This window comes from Bacillus sp. MC1252 (genome assembly GCF_056838025.1).
The window spans coordinates 2,025,785-2,043,095 of sequence record NZ_CM166369.1 but is presented as its reverse complement, the minus strand read 5'-3'; the positions used below and the strand labels follow the sequence as shown (position 1 = coordinate 2,043,095).

Genomic DNA, 17,311 nt, shown 5'->3' with positions numbered 1-17,311 from the left:
ATAAATGATCAGAGGAATATTGATTGCTATTTTAGGAATTGCTGTTATCTCAACAGGTTACTGGGGCTATAAAGAGCATCAAGAAAAAGACGCGGTGCTGCTTCATGCAGAGAACAACTACCAAAGAGCCTTCCACGACTTAACATACCAAGTCGATCAGCTGCACGACAAACTCGGAGCAACACTTGCGATGAACAGCCAAACATCGATCTCACCAGCACTTGCAGATGTATGGAGAATGTCATCAGAGGCGCATAACAATGTCAGTCAGCTTCCGCTCACATTGATGCCCTTTAACAAAACGGAAGAATTTCTAGCGAATGTCGGAGACTTTAGCTACAAATCATCAGTTAAATCTTTATCAGATGAACCATTAAACAAAGATACGCATAAAACCATTACTGCTTTATATGATCAAGCGGCAGATATCCAAAACGAGCTTAGACAAGTGCAGCATCTCGTACTCAACAAAAATTTAAAATGGATGGATGTTGAAATGGCGCTGGCGGACGGCGATAAAAAGAACGACAACACCATTATCGACGGTTTGAAAACAGTCGAGAAAAATGCTGATGCATTTGCGAATGTCGATCTCGGTCCTACAAATGTGTCAGCAGAATCAGAATCACGAGGCTACAGTCATTTAAAAGGCCAAAAGATTTCAAAAAAAGAAGCGATCCGCATTGCACAGCAATTCGCGCCTGACCATAATCAAGATTTTAAGGTGAGAAAAAGCGGAAGCAAAACAAATCGAGATGTGTACAGCTTATCGATGTCAGATCCAGATAGCAAAGCGAATTTTTATTTAGATTTGACTGAAAAAGGAGGCCACCCAGTCTACCTTCTTCAAAATCGAGACGTCAAAAAACAGAAAATCAGTTTAAATGGAGCATCTGAAAAAGCGTTAAGTTTCTTAAAAAAGCATGGATTTGATACAGAGTCGTTCCATTTAGATGAAAGTGCGCAATTTGATAATATCGGCGTATTTACCTATGTACCCCTCCAAAAAAATGTGCTGCTTTATCCGGATAGCATTCGCATGAAAGTCGCTTTAGATGACGGAGAGGTCGTTGGATTCTCAGCGAAAGACTACTTATTGAATCATAAAAAACGTGACATCAAAGCACCTAAAATCTCGCAAAAAGAAGCAGAGAAAACGTTGAATAAGCACGTGAAGATTGAAGATACTCATTTAGCTATTGTTCAAAATGATATGTCAGAGGAAGTTCTCTGCTATGAGTTTCTTGGAACAATTAAAAATGATACGTACCGGATGTTCATCAATGCAGATACTGGAAAAGAAGAAAGAGTAGATAAGCTGAAAAACGCAGAACCTATATACAAAGACCTATAGAAAAAGAAGCAAGGAAAAGGCTAATAAGTCTTTTCCTTTTGTTTTATACATGGTTTAATATAGGAGAGGATACGATTTCACAGATGAAAAGAGTGATGAGGAATGTTACAAATAGGGGATGCTATCACAATTGAGTATGTCAATGAGAACAAAGAAGTGAAAACAGCAAAATCGAAAGTTTTGGAAAATAATAACGATGATATTTGCATTCATTATCCAGCTGATAAAGAAACAGGGCGCACGATCTATTTAAACCAGCATACAGAAATCACCGTGTTCTTTTTCGATGAAAATCAAATTCCATACAAATGTACAAGCGAGGTCATCGGAAAAAGAAAAGAGGATATTCCGATGGTTGTTATTTCAATTCCGCCAAAAGGAGAGATGATTCGGCTTCAGCGCAGAGAATACCTTCGAGTGGATACGATGGTGAAAGCGACCATCACACAAACGGATGAAGAGGCCTTTGACACTTTTATCGTCAATATGAGTGCTGGCGGTGTAGTAATTGCTGTTCCAGAAGGCGTCTCGCTCAAAGAATACGGAGAAGTGAGCACAGAGTTTGAACTGCCGCTTAAAGAGCCCGTAAAAATTAAAGCGGTTGCAGAAATGAATCGAGTATATCAAGATGAACAGACTGGCAAAACAAGAGCGATCATGGAGTTTTCTGAGATCACGAATGACCACCAGCAGCACATCATGAAATACTGCTTCCAGCAGCAGCTTTTAACACGTGTGAAAAAAGCATAAGAATAAAGGGTGTAAAAAGCTTCCATACTAGAGGTGAAAGAATCTAGCATGGAGGCTTTTTGTATGAAGACAATGGAAAGATGGTTATGTAAAGCGGTGCTGATTCAGCTTGTTCTGTTATTAGCCGTTCAGATCACACTTCATTTGACGAAAGGAGAACTGTTTTTGTCAAAAGTCGTGCAATACGAGGGTGTGAATAACATGAGTATTGAAGATTGGATTGAGACGTTTAAGCAGAAGGATTGATAGAAAATTCCCCCGTTTGAGCGGTGATCGTGTTACAATTCATAAGGGAGATTCAATCAAGGAGAGGTATTATGAAAAAGAAATTATCTATCGCAATTGACGGTCCTGCAGCAGCAGGAAAAAGCACTGTGGCAAAAATTGTCGCAGCGAAAAAATCATATATTTATATCGATACAGGTGCGATGTACCGTGCGATTACACTTGCGGCACTCAATCATGGTGTAGACCTTGAAGACGAACAGGCACTTGATGCATTACTGAAAAAGACAGTGATTGAACTTGTGTCAACAGACGAAGGTCAAAAAGTACATCTAAACAACACCGATGTCACAGAGGATATTCGAACAGACCGCGTGAGCAACCAAGTATCTGTTGTCGCAAAGCACAGAGCTGTTCGAGAAGAAATGGTACGCCGGCAGCAAGAGCTTGGCAAACGAGGCGGCGTCGTCATGGACGGTAGAGATATTGGCACACACGTTCTTCCAGAGGCAGAAGTGAAAATTTTCTTGCTTGCTTCAGTAGAGGAAAGAGCAAAACGCCGTTTTGAAGAGAATCAGAAAAAAGGTTACGATGTCAATTACGATCAGCTGATCGAAGAGATTGCAAGACGTGACAAGCTTGATTCTGAGCGGGAGGTATCACCGCTGAAGAAGGCTGATGACGCGATTGAAATTGACACAACTTCCCTTTCCATTCAAGAGGTGGCAGGTAAAATTTTAGACGCAGCAGACCGCGTGGGAAAACAGTAAGAAATTTTAGAAAACTTTTATAAGTTAGAGGTTTATCTCTTGACAAACAAGGTCTTTTATTAGAAGTTTATACTAATACTATTTTTATTGATCATTCAAGCAATTATGTTGATTTGAATGTTTCTATAATACATATTCGGCTGGCAATCATCATGCTTAAGACACATATTCACCCAGTCGTTTTAACTAAGCTGTGTAGGTTTGGACCAAGGAGGTTATCGAAATGACAGAGGAAATGAATCAAATCGATGTTCAGGTACCAGAGGTTGGAGATGTAGTGAAAGGGATTGTTTCAAAAGTTGAGGACAAGCATGTAAATGTAGATATCGTCAATGTGAAACAACCTGGGATTATCCCAATCAGTGAATTATCAAGTCTTCACGTTGAAAAAGCATCAGATGTCGTGAAAGATGGCGACGAGTTAGAGCTTAAAGTAACAAAAGTCGAAGACGATGCTTTGATTTTATCGAAACGTGCTGTTGATGCAGACCGCGCTTGGGAAGACCTAGAGAAAAAGTTTGAAACAAAAGAAGTATTTGAAGCTGAAGTAAAAGACGTTGTGAAAGGTGGTCTTGTCGTAGACATTGGTGTGCGAGGATTTATTCCTGCATCTCTTGTTGAAGCACACTATGTAGAAGACTTCACGGACTACAAAGGAAAAACGCTCTCACTTGTCGTGGTCGAACTTGACCGCGAAAAAAATCGTGTGATTCTCTCACATCGAGCAGTGGTTGAGCAAGAGCAATTAGACCAAAAGCAGGACTTCCTGCAAAAGCTTGAAGTAGGTAGTGTGATTGATGGAAAAGTACAGCGCCTGACTGACTTTGGTGCTTTTGTTGACATTGGCGGCATCGATGGATTAGTTCACATTTCTCAACTATCCCATGCACATGTTGAAAAGCCGTCTGACGTTGTTGAAGAAGGACAGGAAGTCAAGGTCAAAGTACTTGCTGTTGATCGTGATAACGAACGTATCTCACTATCTATTAAAGAAACATTACCAGGACCTTGGAGCCAAATTGGTGAAAAGGTAAAACAAGGTGATGTGCTTGAAGGAACCGTTCAACGCCTTGTGAGCTTTGGTGCATTTGTTGAAATTCTACCAGGTGTAGAAGGGCTTGTGCATATTTCCCAAATCTCTCATAAACATATCGGTACCCCTCAAGAAGTCCTTGAAGAAGGGCAGACTGTGAAAGTGAAAGTGCTTGATGTGAATGAAGATGAAGAGCGCATTTCACTAAGCATCCGTGATTTAGAAGAAAATCCTGAAAAACAAATAGAAGAGAATTATCGTCAATATCAGGCGAAAGAAGAAAACACAAGCGGATTCCAGCTTGGTGACCTGATCGGTGATAAACTCAATAAACTAAAATAATTTGGTGATCAAAATTGACGCGAGCAGAAAGAAAGAAACAGCATATTGAACATGCTTTGTCGACTGGCCAGCATGCAGCAACAGGTTTAGAGGATGTTTCCTTCGTTCACGCCAGTTTACCAGATCTTGCGACATCACAAATTGATACACATACGACAATTGGCGGACTGACTTTCGGTTCGCCAATTTTTATCAATGCAATGACTGGTGGTGGCGGAGAGTCGACCTATGAGATCAATCGCTCTTTATCGATCGCAGCGAAGGAAACCAATATTCCAGTCGCAGTCGGATCACAAATGGCTGCACTGAAAGATAAAGAAGAAAGACGAACGTATGAAGTCGTTCGAAAGGTCAATCCAGATGGACTGATTTTTGCGAATTTAGGCAGTGAGGCGACAATCAAGCAAGCTCGGGAAGCGGTCGATATGCTGGAGGCAAATATGCTCCAGATTCACTTAAATGTCATTCAAGAGATCGTCATGCCTGAAGGGGATCGTGATTTTAGAGGTGCAATTGAGCGAATCGCAGTCATCGCTGAATCAGTTGGCGTGCCTGTTGTCGTAAAAGAAGTCGGATTTGGCATGAGCAAGGAAACGGCAAAGAAATTATTTGATGCCGGAGTTGCGGCCGTTGATGTAGGAGGATTTGGCGGAACGAACTTTTCTAAGATCGAAAATCTTCGACGCCAAAAAGCACTTCGTTATTTTGATCAATGGGGGATTCCAACTGCAGCGAGTCTTGCTGAAGTACATACAGCCTTTCAGGATCAAACGGTTTTAGCCTCTGGAGGGATTCGAGATGCACTAGATGTGACAAAATCAATCGCTCTTGGCGCGTCCGCTGCTGGGTTAGCTGGCTTTTTCTTAAAATCACTCACTAGTGGAGGAGAAAGCGGCCTCATCTCTGATATCATCGATCTTCAGGAAGATGTGAAGATGATGATGACAGTGCTTGGGGTGAAAACCATTGAAGAACTGAGACAAACTCAGATTGTGATTACAGGTGAAACGAGTCATTGGCTAAAAGAAAGAGGCGTGGATACGACGTACTATAGTTTAAGATCTAAAGAGACAAAGGACTAAAATAAAGTTTAGCCCGTTGTCTCCTTTTTAGCGTGACACAAAAACCATTGCAGACTTGACAAAGAATGCGAGGGTTTATCTACACGCTGAGGCATGTGATCATCACATGCCTTTTTTTATTGATTTCTTTTTCGAGCGTTTTCAGGACCTTCTAATGCTGTTGACCCTTTATGATGAATTGATTGATCACGATCAGATTCAACTCTTCTTGACGCCTTTAGGCGTTTTTCCTGTCTATCCTTACCCATCATACATCCCTCCTCAACCATTAGGGTGTCACCTCTTGTTCATTTCATACAAAGCCCGTAACGCTCTCGCACGTTTAAAAACTGGAGATTTTCCCATAATGTAATTGAGGTGATGAGGCGTTGGAGGCACTGTACTATTATTGGTCAATATGGTTCGTTTGGATTATGGTGACATTTATCATGGAAAAAAGCACTTTGCGCAGCGTGCTGGGAGTATGTGTACTTGTTCATATTATCTTCAGTCATTTCATGATATCCATTTTAGACATCAGCATCAATGCAGGGTTTTTGATGACCTTTTTATATGCTTGTATGGCCTTCGTCATATTCCGGCCTGCTTATCGAATCATGAGAATCATGCAATTATGTTCAATGGTGAGCGCGTATGCCTTTTTTATGATTTTTGCATTATATGACCCGGTTTGGTTCACGATAATAAAGGTGGATTGGGCTATATTTGCCTTGCTGATCTTGATGTGTTTGACATATGGACACCAGTTAACGGAACGATTGACCTTATGGATGATGTCTGTGTGTCTAGGCGAAGCCCTTTATACGCTTACGATTCATCGCCTCACCTCATCGGTTGTCATAGGAGATCTCTCGTTTCTTTCCCTTGTTGTTCAAGGCGCCATCTTCCTATTAGGTGTAGATCAGCTTGAAAAGCTCTTGAGCGTCCGTTCTTCCAGAAAACCAGTTAAAGGGGCTGCAAAATCAACATGACGAATTACACGTTTCCTGTCATTATTGGTGTCATCTTTGGGATGGCGGCCAGGCTTTATATGCTAAGAACAGATTATCGGCAATACCCTACGTATATTCATGGACAAGTGATTCATATAGCACTTGGTTTTATCGCGTCAGGGCTTGGTGCAATCATTATGCCTGCACTGATTCAGGAGGAATTTACTGCGATTACCTTTCTAACGCTAGCAGCCACGCAATTTCGTGATGTACGTAATATGGAAAGAAATACGTTAACCCAATTGGATTCGTATGAGCTTGTCTCAAGAGGCAGTACATATATTGAAGGCATTGCCATTGCCTTTGAAAGCCGAAATTATATTGCCATTCTCACTGCACTAATTACAACCACAGCCTGTATTTTCTTCTCGCTCGTTGTTGGAACAGTGGTCGGTATTCTTTGTTTTTTCATGGCAAAGCTATTGATGTCTGGCAGCCAATTAAAGGATATCGTCAATATTCAAAAAGGCGAACTTCGCTTTGACGGGGCAGGACTTTACGTGAATGATATTTACATTATGAATATCGGGCTTCCTGAAAAGCAAAAACTAATATTAGAGCATGGAATGGGCTTCATCTTGACTCCGAAGAATTTTAACTCGGCCACAACGATTGCAAACCTTGGACAGCGGCAAGCGATTTTATTTGATTTATCCAATGTGCTTGGCGTGTATCGTGATTCTGGTGAACCATCGCTTTGTCCGCTCGCAAAACGTGATCTGAATAACGGCACACTTGGCGTGTTTATTTTACCGCAATGGAAACGTGAAGATTTGGCTGTTCGTGTATTAGAAGAGGTGCCAATTCTAGAAAATGCCATTAGAATGCCGACAGATTTCATTAAAAAGAAAGCGAGGTAATGAGAAATGGCGAACACAATTGAGCAATTCATATTGGCTGTGGCCACAACAAATAAAGAGCGAGTCATTGGAGGAACAGCGGTTTTTTTCTGTGAAAATAAAGAAGAACTCGACATGTATGCTATGAATTTAGAGGCCATTTTAGATGGGATTGCACACGGAATTGGTGAAGATCTTTACTTGATTGTCAAACATTTTTAAGTTATTCATTGTGGTCTGATTAAAAATTGATATAATATATAAGTTGAACCCTTCATGTTTGAAGGGTTTATTTCATAACAAACTAAATGAAAATTTTAAATCCCGGTTGAAACATGATGATGAACATATTGAATCGCGGCTGGATTGAAAGGAAGGGTACTATGGGTAAACCTGTCGTAGCCATTGTTGGAAGGCCCAACGTTGGAAAATCTACAATTTTTAATCGAATCGCAGGCGAAAGAATATCGATTGTAGAAGACACACCTGGTGTAACAAGAGATCGAATCTATAGCTCTGCTGAATGGTTAAATTATGACTTTAATTTAATAGATACTGGTGGAATAGATATTGGAGATGAGCCATTCTTGGCGCAAATTCGCCATCAGGCAGAAATCGCAATGGATGAAGCGGATGTCATCATCTTTATGGTGAATGGCCGAGATGGTGTGACATCTGCGGATGAAGAAGTCGCAAAAATTTTATATCGCACGAAAAAACCAGTCGTACTTGCTGTCAATAAACTGGACAACCCTGAAATGAGAAGCGACGTTTATGACTTTTATGCACTTGGATTTGGCGAGCCATATCCGATTTCTGGAACGCACGGATTAGGCCTCGGTGATCTGCTTGATGCAGTCGCAGAGCATTTTAAAAACTTGCCAGATACACAGTATGATGAAGAGGTTGTACAGTTCTGCTTAATTGGCCGACCGAATGTAGGGAAATCTTCTTTGGTGAATGCTATGCTCGGGGAAGAACGCGTGATTGTGAGCAACATCGCTGGTACAACAAGAGATGCTGTCGATACGATGTTTACGTACAATCAGCGTGACTTTGTCATTGTCGATACAGCAGGTATGAGAAAAAAAGGGAAAGTGTATGAAACAACAGAGAAATACAGTGTGCTACGTGCATTAAAAGCCATTGATCGTTCTGATGTGGTTGGTGTTGTTCTTGATGGTGAAGAGGGCATTATTGAGCAGGATAAACGTATTGCAGGCTACGCACATGAAGCCGGTAAAGCCGTTGTGATCATTGTGAACAAATGGGATGCTGTTGAAAAAGATGAGCGTACCATGAAGGAATTTGAGCAAAATATTCGCGAGCATTTTCAATTCCTTGATTATGCACCTGTTTTATTCATGTCGGCTCTCACGAAAAAGAGAATTCATACGTTAATGCCGTCGATCATTACAGCTAGTGAGAATCATGCGATGCGCGTTCAAACCAATATTTTGAACGATATTATCATGGATGCCGTTGCGATGAATCCAACGCCGACCCATAATGGACAGCGCCTAAAAATTTACTATGCAACACAGGTGGCCATCAAGCCTCCATCCTTTGTTGTGTTTGTAAACGATCCAGAGCTTATGCACTTTTCTTATGAGCGTTTCTTAGAAAACCGGATTCGAGATGCATTTGGTTTTGAAGGAACACCGATTAAAATATTTGCGAGAGCGAGAAAATAAAAAGGGTGAGCAGGATGAAGAAAATTTCAGTACTTGGAGCAGGCAGCTGGGGAACAGCTCTTGCGCTTGTATTAGCTGATAATCATCATGATGTACACATGTGGGGACATAGACAAGAGTTGATTGATCAAATCAATGAGAAACATGAAAACCTTGATTACTTGCCAAATGTCGCACTGCCAGCGTCTATTAAGGCGACAACAGATATGAAGCAGGCTTTAGAGGGGACAGATGCGATTATTGTCGCTGTGCCAACAAAGGCCATTCGTGAAGTATTGAAGCAGGCAAATGAGCTGATCTCAGCGAAAGTGCCATTTGTTCATGTCAGTAAGGGAATTGAACCAGATACGCTTCTCAGAATTTCTCAAATGATTGAACAGGAAGTCCCAGCAGCGCAAAGAGAAGCTGTGGTTGTTCTATCAGGACCGAGTCATGCAGAAGAAGTAGGCTTGCGTCATCCGACAACAGTCACTGTCTCATCAGAAAATATTGAAGCGGCTCAATTTGTTCAAGATTTGTTCATGAACAACAACTTTAGAGTGTACACAAATCCTGATGTGATTGGTGTAGAAATTGGCGGAGCACTGAAAAATATCATTGCCCTTGCGGCAGGGATCACTGACGGACTTGGATATGGTGACAATGCGAAAGCGGCACTCATCACAAGAGGACTGGCTGAAATCGCACGTCTTGGTACAAAAATGGGAGGGAATCCTCTTACATTTGCCGGTTTAACAGGCGTTGGAGATTTGATCGTCACATGTACAAGTGTTCATTCGCGTAACTGGCGCTGCGGGAATTTACTCGGTAAAGGCTATAAGCTTGAAGAAGTACTTGAAAAAATGGGGATGGTTGTCGAAGGCGTCCGCACAACAAAAGGCGCATACCAGCTCTCCAAAGAATACAAGGTCAGCATGCCCATTACAGAAGCGCTTTACCATGTCCTGTTTGAAGGGAAAAAGGTAGACGATGCTGTAGAATCACTGATGGCACGTGTGAAAACACATGAGATGGAAGACCTTGTGAACATGTTCGAAAACCAAACAAAATAATTGGAAGACTGAACTTAGGCATGTAGAGGATGCAAGAAGGGGAAGACTTGCATAACATAGCAATGAAGTTTGAATAGAGCTTTGCCTCTACAGAATGAGGAAAAATAGTCGACTTAATGACTGAAGCAGAGTCCCCCTCTTTGCTTCAGTTTTTTTATGCGCTTTTTCCTGAATGATTGGAAAAATGATTGATATTTACCTTATTTTTGGTTTAGAATGAAATATAAACGCTTACAATTTGTTCGTTTTGAAGGGGGACAGGCACGATGAGTTTTGCTTTAATCAAGATGTGGTTTGCGCTTGGTTCAATGGGGCTCATGTTTTTAGCCGTAGTAACCATCTATTTCAGCAGGTTTAAGCTGAAAAGCCGATTTCTGAAAATAACAGCCTCGACCGTCGCATACAGCTTGATGCTCATATCAGGGATCATTGTCTTTTTAGTTGTATTTAGCGGGCCGGTCAATGAATAAAGAAAAAGGAAGAATGTGATGATTAAAGCGAAAGTCAGTGTCACGTTGTTAGCACTTATTTTACTTACAGGATGTCTTTATCCAGAGAATCGCAAAGCTGAAAGCCGGGTGCCATACGAGGAGCAGCTGCAAAGCGTGCAGACAGCGATCGAGGAGTTTCAAAAAGCGACAAATGGTCTTTTGCCAATTGAAACAAAAGAAGCAGAAACGCCAGTTTATCAGAAGTACGTCATCGACTTTAAGCGCTTATCACCAAGGTATTTACACGATGTACCGTCTACATCCTTTGAAGGCGGAGGCGAATATATTTATGTCCTCACAGACGTCGAAAAAAAACCAACTGTGAAACTGCTTGATGTCAAAATGACGCAAACCATCAGTGAATTACGGCTTAGAATCAAAATATATCAAGACGAACATACATATCCGCCCTACGGCAAAGTGGTGTCCAAAAATTTATATACGTTAAATGAAAAAAAACTAGGATTAAAAGCGCCGCCTACGGTCATGAGTCCTGTTACGGGGAATTCCCTCCCATTACTCATTTCATCAAATGGCGAAATCTATGTGGACTATCGCAGTGATTTTGCTCATATTTTGAAAAACACAAAACAAAAGCTGAAACCAGGTGAAAACATTCAAGATGTATATTGGCAGGAAACCCCGTTTGTACCGGCATTTTCTGTCCCATATACAATCAATAAAAAAGGTGAGCCTGCTTTTTTAGAAAAAAAGACGTCATAAACAAGAATGAACCTTTTTCCTCTGCATATAAATGAGGAGAAAGGTTTTTTTATGGCTAAACTTACTCTCAAAACAAAAAAGGTGTCATATTCAAATAGGACAACGTCATACACATATATTGTCCAGACACCTTTCAAGCACAGTTTGATTGAAGTATAGAGTATTTTATTTGAAAACGAGGATAGCAAGTCCGGGAGGGGATCACTTGGAAAAAGTCGATATTTTCAAGGATATCGCTGAACGAACAGGAGGCGATATATATTTAGGAGTCGTTGGAGCTGTTCGTACAGGGAAATCTACGTTTATTAAAAAGTTTATGGAGCTCGTGGTGCTCCCGAATATCAATAATGAGGCAGACCGTGCAAGAGCACAGGATGAATTGCCGCAAAGCGCAGCAGGAAAAACCATTATGACCACAGAGCCAAAATTTGTGCCAAATCAAGCGGCATCTATTCACGTGAGTGACGGTCTTGATGTCAACATCAGGCTTGTCGATTGTGTAGGATACACAGTCCCTGGTGCACGCGGGTATGAAGATGAAAATGGACCGAGAATGATCAACACACCGTGGTATGAGGAACCAATCCCATTTCATGAAGCAGCAGAGATTGGTACACGCAAGGTCATTCAAGAGCATTCAACCATCGGTGTTGTGATTACAACAGACGGATCAATTGGCGAAATCCCAAGACATGACTATATTGAATCTGAAGAACGTGTGATTGATGAACTCAAAGAAGTTGGAAAGCCATTTATTATGGTGATCAACTCCGTGAGACCATATCATCCTGAAACAGAAGCACTGCGGCAGGAACTCAGCCAAAAATATGATATTCCAGTACTTGCCATGAGTGTGGAAAGTATGAGAGAGCAAGACGTACTCAGTGTTCTTCGTGAAGCATTGTATGAATTCCCAGTGCTTGAGGTGAATGTGAACCTGCCAAGCTGGGTCATGGTGCTAAAAGAAGACCATTGGCTAAGAGAGAGTTATCAGGATTCAGTGAAGGAAACCGTAAAGGATATTAAAAGATTAAGAGATGTCGACCGCGTCGTAGGTCAATTCAGTGAATTTGACTTTATTGAAAGAGCGGGCTTAGCGGGTATTGAAATGGGTCAGGGAATCGCAGAAATTGACCTGTATGCGCCAGATGATCTATATGATCATATCCTAAAAGAAGTGGTTGGTGTGGAAATTAGGGGCAAAGACCACCTTCTAGAGCTCATGCAAGATTTTGCGCATGCAAAGACAGAATATGATCAAGTGTCAGACGCATTAAAAATGGTGAAGCAAACTGGCTATGGGATTGCAGCGCCAGCTTTATCAGATATGAGTTTAGATGAGCCTGAAATCATTAGGCAAGGATCAAGATTCGGCGTGAGATTAAAAGCAGTTGCTCCATCTATTCATATGATTAAGGTGGATGTAGAGAGCGAATTTGCACCGATTATCGGAACAGAAAAACAAAGTGAAGAGCTTGTCCGCTACTTAATGCAAGACTTTGAAGATGATCCGCTTTCGATTTGGAATTCAGATATATTTGGACGCTCACTCAGCTCCCTTGTCAGAGAAGGCATTCAAGCAAAGCTGTCTCTGATGCCAGAAAATGCAAGATATAAGCTGAAGGAAACGCTTGAAAGAATCATCAACGAAGGATCAGGCGGTCTGATCGCGATTATTCTATAACATGTGAGACCTCTCTTTGATAGGGGTCTTTTTTTGCGTGCTATATGAGTCATAAAAAGACAATTGTATAAAGATTAGTCAGATTCAGGCTGAAATTAGGAATATTCGTTCGCAAAAGTGCCCTTAATCCTTGACGAATAAGGATTCTTCCCTTTAAAATGCTTGATATGGTATTTCATATGTGTTAATCTACTTACAGAAAATCTTCACTTTGTTGGACAAACATTCCTTCAAAGAGTAGTTTTCTAATGAAAAGCCATGTATGACGCTTTCTAGACGCTTTTTTTTTCAAAAAAAGTGTATAGAAAGAAGATGAATTGTGAAGAAATGATAACAATCTACTGAATGCATATTTTTGGGAGGAGGTGAAAGGCATGAACAAGACAGAACTTATTAACGCGGTTGCTGAAGCAAGCGAGTTATCTAAAAAAGACGCGACAAAAGCAGTTGACTCTGTTTTTGATACAATTTTAGATGCACTTAAAAATGGTGACAAAATCCAACTTATCGGTTTTGGTAACTTTGAAGTACGTGAGCGTTCAGCTCGTAAAGGACGTAACCCACAAACTGGTGCAGAGATCGAAATCCCTGCAAGCAAAGTACCTGCTTTCAAACCAGGTAAAGCACTTAAAGATGCGGTGGCAGGTAAATAATCGTTATGTGTAATCATCCTATTTAAGGAGTTATACATATACAGTTTCACACTAGTCTAGAAAAGCCCCTTCGATAAGGGGCTTTTCCTTTTGATTCAAAAGGTTCGTTTAGAACGCTCTCCTTTGCTTTTAGGATCTGAAGTGTGCTAGAATCTGATTGAAATGTAATCGCCTTTGGAGGATATAATACATGAGTGAAATAAATAAAGAACTAATCGAACACGCTGTACGCGATATATTAAAAGCAATCGGAGAAGATCCGGATCGTGAAGGACTTCTTGATACCCCAAAACGAGTAGCAAAAATGTATGAAGAAGTGTTCTCGGGATTAAATGAAGATCCAAAAGAACATTTTAAAACCATTTTTGGTGAAGATCATGAAGAACTCGTTCTTGTAAAAGATATTGCTTTCCATTCAATGTGTGAACACCACCTTGTACCTTTCTATGGAAAAGCCCATGTCGCTTATATTCCGCGCGGCGGGAAAGTAACGGGACTTAGCAAGCTTGCAAGAGCAGTAGAGGCCGTTGCAAAGCGCCCGCAGCTTCAGGAACGCATTACATCAACCATTGCAGATAGTATGGTGGAAACACTAAATCCGCATGGTGTGATGATTGTCGTTGAAGCTGAGCATATGTGCATGACGATGCGCGGAGTGAAAAAGCCTGGTGCCAAAACGGTCACATCAGCAGTGCGCGGCACATTTGCAAAGGATGCGGCAGCAAGAGCAGAAGTGCTTTCCTTTATTAAAAACGACTAATCAATAGATGGAAGGTGAACAGATTGAGTGAAAAAAAAGCATCTGATTTTGTGGTCATTAAAGCCATTGATAATGGTGTAAACGTAATCGGCTTAACTAGAGGCTCTGATACAAGGTTTCACCATTCCGAAAAGCTCGATAAAGGTGAAGTCATTATCGCACAATTTACTGAGCATACGTCAGCCATCAAAGTAAGAGGCGATGCTGTCATTCAAACAAACTTCGGTGAAATTCAAAGCGAAGCAAAGAAATAGAGCACGAGTATGCACTTGATAGCATAAAAGTGAGAGCTCATATGGTATAATAAATCTCTATACAATGTGCAGGGCTACATATGAAACTGTAATTTTTGGGACAAGGGTGATATCTTTGCAAGACATCTACGGAATTTTATCTAATCTAAATATAAAATTAAATAAAAAGCTTTCTCATCCTTATTTGGCAAAGCATTTGCGTGCGCCACTCATCGATGAAGATAAGCTCCTTCTTTTTCATGCTATGTTTGATGAAGCTCAAATTGATGCAGAGAAAAAAGAAAATTATATTCTAACGGCGATGCTTGTGCAAATTGCCCTTGATACCCATGACGAAGTCACAACTGCTGCAGCCATCAAACAAGACGAATTCAAAAATCGTCAGCTGACCATCCTAGCAGGAGACTATTTCAGCGGTCTCTATTATTCTCTTCTCTCTGACATGAAAGACATTTACATGATCCGCACGCTCGCTACGGCAATTAAAGAGATTAATGAACATAAAATTAGACTGTATGATCGATCCATTCAAGATGCAGCGCACTTTTACAAAAGTGTAGCTACAGTGGAGTCTGCGCTATTCCAAAGGATTTCTGAGCATTTTCAATTAACGCATTGGAATGAGATTGCAAGTCGTTTCCTTGTTTATAAGCGTTTTATGAAACAAGCAGAAGATGACAAACATTTAAAACTTTTTTTGAACGATAGCTATACGGACGCCTATACATGTTTTGACAACTTTGAGAATGAAGGCTATGAGCAAGCCAAACTGCCGATCAAGAAGTATCTTGATTCATCTCCGGTCGTTCAAAAAGAGCTATTAAATCGCTTGGATCATATGAAAAATGAGCCTGCGTACCATCAGAAAGTGGAAGAAGGGTAAGTCATGCAGCAATCAAAAGAACAGCGAGTACACGGTGTATTTGAAAAAATTTATAAAAACTATGATCAGATGAACTCTGTCATCAGCTTTAAACAGCATAAAAAATGGCGCGATAAAACAATGAAGCTCATGAATGTTCAAAAAGGAGCCAAAGCATTAGATGTATGCTGCGGGACAGCCGATTGGACCATTGCGCTTGCAGACGCTGCCGGAGAAAAGGGCGAGGTCAAAGGCCTTGATTTTAGTAAAAATATGCTGAGTGTTGGTGAAACGAAGGTGAAGACAGGGGGCTACAATCAAATTGAATTGATCCACGGCAATGCAATGGAGCTTCCTTTTGAGGATAACACATTTGATTATGTGACAATTGGTTTTGGTCTTCGAAATGTCCCTGATTACTTAACGGTGTTAAAGGAAATGACAAGAGTGGTGAAGCCTGGTGGAATGGTTGTCTGCCTTGAGACATCACAGCCTGAGATGATTGGCTTTAAACAAGGCTATTATGTCTATTTCAAATACATCATGCCGCTTTTTGGTAAGCTGTTTGCCAAAAGCTTTCAGGAGTATTCATGGCTTCAAGAATCAGCCAAAACGTTCCCTGGCATGAAAGAGCTGGCGGCTCTTTTCGAAGAGGCCGGTTTGTCTGATGTCTCGTATCATCCATTTACAGGCGGTGTAGCAGCAACACATATCGGAAAGAAGCTTTGAATAAACGATATTTGGGTGAAGATAATGAAACTAAAAGCAATGATCTCTTTTTTAAATCATGATATCGATATAATTGAAAAAGAGCTTGAACAAACAGTTCGCTCTGATTATGCATTATTAAGTGAAGCAGGTCTTCATTTGCTGCAAGCGGGCGGAAAACGAATCCGCCCCGTTTTTGTTCTCCTTTCAGGCATGTTTGGCGACTATGACATTAATAAAATTAAATATGTTGCTGTTGCCCTGGAATTAATTCATATGGCATCGCTTGTTCATGATGATGTCATTGATGATGCAGAGCTGAGAAGAGGAAAGCCAACGATTAAGGCAAAATGGGACAATAGAATTGCCATGTACACAGGGGATTACTTGTTTGCACGATCGCTTGAGTACATGACAAAGATCAATCACCCAATGGCACATGAAATTTTGTCAAAAATGGTTGTCGAGCTCTGTCTTGGTGAAATAGAGCAAGTAAAAGACAAATACAACATGGATCAAAACCTTCGTACATATTTAAGAAGAATTAAGAGAAAAACAGCCTTGCTCATTGCAGGCAGCTGTCAATTAGGTGCCATTGCAGCAGGGACAGATGAAAAAACACATAAAGCCCTTTACTGGTTTGGATACTATGTTGGCATGTCCTATCAGATCATTGATGATGTCCTTGACTTCACATCAACTGAAGAAGAGCTAGGGAAGCCTGTTGGCGGAGACCTTTTACAAGGGAATGTCACACTTCCAGTCTTATATGCACTAAAGGATCCGACACTAGAAGGACAATTGAAGCTGATTAATAGCGAAACGACCGAAAAGCAGCTGAAGCCTGTAATTGAACATCTCAAACAAACAGATGCGATTGACCGCTCCATTCGAGTGAGTGAAATGTATTTGAAAAAGGCATTTGAACAGCTTGACAAGCTTCCACGTGGACGAGCGAAAACGTCATTAGCCTCCATTGCAAAATATATTGGGAAACGAAAATTCTAATCAACTTTTGGTTGATTGGTTTTTTTGTGAAATTT

General features: G+C 40.9%; 21 protein-coding genes. 20 read left to right on the top strand and 1 reads right to left on the bottom strand.

Annotation, left to right across the window (positions count from 1 at the left end):
• Positions 1-4: 4 nt before the first annotated feature.
• From ypeB to fni, 6 genes are all read left to right on the top strand, one after another.
• Entirely contained in the window at positions 5-1,354 is a 1,350-nt protein-coding gene (ypeB, locus tag ACYH0L_RS10285) for a germination protein YpeB (protein WP_099728099.1), read from the top strand.
• Between the two features lie 102 nt (positions 1,355-1,456).
• Positions 1,457-2,104, top strand: a complete 648-nt coding sequence (locus ACYH0L_RS10280; protein WP_249705734.1) for a flagellar brake protein — start codon at positions 1,457-1,459, stop codon at positions 2,102-2,104.
• A gap of 63 nt (positions 2,105-2,167) precedes the next feature.
• The gene (locus ACYH0L_RS10275; RefSeq protein ID WP_099728097.1) at positions 2,168-2,350 is read left to right on the top strand and encodes a YpfB family protein; all 183 of its coding nucleotides are present in this window, start codon (positions 2,168-2,170) and stop codon (positions 2,348-2,350) included.
• 71 nt (positions 2,351-2,421) lie between these two features.
• Positions 2,422-3,099 (top strand): (d)CMP kinase, encoded by a 678-nt coding sequence (cmk, locus tag ACYH0L_RS10270; RefSeq protein ID WP_099728096.1) that lies wholly within the window; start codon positions 2,422-2,424, stop codon positions 3,097-3,099.
• A gap of 223 nt (positions 3,100-3,322) precedes the next feature.
• Positions 3,323-4,474, top strand: coding sequence for a 30S ribosomal protein S1 (gene rpsA / locus ACYH0L_RS10265; protein WP_099728095.1), 1,152 nt, complete (start codon positions 3,323-3,325; stop codon positions 4,472-4,474).
• 14 nt (positions 4,475-4,488) lie between these two features.
• A complete protein-coding gene (gene fni, locus ACYH0L_RS10260; protein WP_099728094.1) occupies positions 4,489-5,556 on the top strand; it encodes a type 2 isopentenyl-diphosphate Delta-isomerase in 1,068 nt (355 codons plus the stop codon).
• A gap of 116 nt (positions 5,557-5,672) precedes the next feature.
• Here the strand turns inward: fni and ACYH0L_RS10255 are convergent, their stop codons facing one another.
• Positions 5,673-5,804: a YpzI family protein gene (locus tag ACYH0L_RS10255; RefSeq protein WP_249705735.1), complete on the bottom strand. Its 132-nt coding sequence runs from the start codon at positions 5,802-5,804 to the stop codon at positions 5,673-5,675.
• A 120-nt stretch (positions 5,805-5,924) separates the two neighbouring features.
• Between ACYH0L_RS10255 and ACYH0L_RS10250 the strand changes: the two genes are divergently transcribed.
• The 14 genes from ACYH0L_RS10250 to hepT all read left to right on the top strand — a co-directional run bounded on the left by ACYH0L_RS10250 (position 5,925) and on the right by hepT (position 17,276).
• A complete protein-coding gene (locus ACYH0L_RS10250) occupies positions 5,925-6,527 on the top strand; it encodes a YphA family membrane protein (protein ID WP_419180174.1) in 603 nt (200 codons plus the stop codon).
• Positions 6,524-7,408, top strand: coding sequence for a YIEGIA family protein (locus ACYH0L_RS10245; protein WP_099728093.1), 885 nt, complete (start codon positions 6,524-6,526; stop codon positions 7,406-7,408). The genes ACYH0L_RS10250 and ACYH0L_RS10245 overlap by 4 nt, the downstream gene beginning before the upstream one ends.
• Before the next feature lie 6 nt (positions 7,409-7,414).
• Entirely contained in the window at positions 7,415-7,609 is a 195-nt protein-coding gene (locus ACYH0L_RS10240) for a capping complex subunit for YIEGIA (RefSeq protein ID WP_008344527.1), read from the top strand.
• A gap of 161 nt (positions 7,610-7,770) precedes the next feature.
• Positions 7,771-9,081, top strand: coding sequence for a ribosome biogenesis GTPase Der (gene der, locus ACYH0L_RS10235; RefSeq protein ID WP_034318883.1), 1,311 nt, complete (start codon positions 7,771-7,773; stop codon positions 9,079-9,081).
• 14 nt (positions 9,082-9,095) lie between these two features.
• Complete coding sequence (locus ACYH0L_RS10230; RefSeq protein WP_099728092.1) at positions 9,096-10,133, top strand: NAD(P)H-dependent glycerol-3-phosphate dehydrogenase; 1,038 nt, start codon at positions 9,096-9,098, stop codon at positions 10,131-10,133.
• A gap of 266 nt (positions 10,134-10,399) precedes the next feature.
• Entirely contained in the window at positions 10,400-10,603 is a 204-nt protein-coding gene (locus tag ACYH0L_RS10225) for a DUF2768 domain-containing protein (RefSeq protein WP_034318888.1), read from the top strand.
• Between the two features lie 18 nt (positions 10,604-10,621).
• A complete protein-coding gene (locus ACYH0L_RS10220) occupies positions 10,622-11,347 on the top strand; it encodes a hypothetical protein (RefSeq protein WP_230030328.1) in 726 nt (241 codons plus the stop codon).
• A 205-nt stretch (positions 11,348-11,552) separates the two neighbouring features.
• Entirely contained in the window at positions 11,553-13,031 is a 1,479-nt protein-coding gene (gene spoIVA / locus ACYH0L_RS10215; protein WP_008344534.1) for a stage IV sporulation protein A, read from the top strand.
• Between the two features lie 374 nt (positions 13,032-13,405).
• Positions 13,406-13,684, top strand: coding sequence for a non-specific DNA-binding protein Hbs (gene hbs / locus ACYH0L_RS10210; protein WP_003215863.1), 279 nt, complete (start codon positions 13,406-13,408; stop codon positions 13,682-13,684).
• A 190-nt stretch (positions 13,685-13,874) separates the two neighbouring features.
• Complete coding sequence (gene folE / locus ACYH0L_RS10205; protein ID WP_099728090.1) at positions 13,875-14,444, top strand: GTP cyclohydrolase I FolE; 570 nt, start codon at positions 13,875-13,877, stop codon at positions 14,442-14,444.
• A 23-nt stretch (positions 14,445-14,467) separates the two neighbouring features.
• Entirely contained in the window at positions 14,468-14,698 is a 231-nt protein-coding gene (gene mtrB / locus ACYH0L_RS10200) for a trp RNA-binding attenuation protein MtrB (RefSeq protein ID WP_482354007.1), read from the top strand.
• A 115-nt stretch (positions 14,699-14,813) separates the two neighbouring features.
• Positions 14,814-15,581 (top strand): heptaprenyl diphosphate synthase component 1, encoded by a 768-nt coding sequence (locus ACYH0L_RS10195; RefSeq protein ID WP_099728089.1) that lies wholly within the window; start codon positions 14,814-14,816, stop codon positions 15,579-15,581.
• Positions 15,582-15,584: 3 nt separating this feature from the next.
• A complete protein-coding gene (locus ACYH0L_RS10190) occupies positions 15,585-16,289 on the top strand; it encodes a demethylmenaquinone methyltransferase (RefSeq protein WP_482354006.1) in 705 nt (234 codons plus the stop codon).
• A 24-nt stretch (positions 16,290-16,313) separates the two neighbouring features.
• Entirely contained in the window at positions 16,314-17,276 is a 963-nt protein-coding gene (gene hepT, locus ACYH0L_RS10185) for a heptaprenyl diphosphate synthase component II (RefSeq protein WP_099728087.1), read from the top strand.
• Positions 17,277-17,311 lie beyond the last annotated feature (35 nt).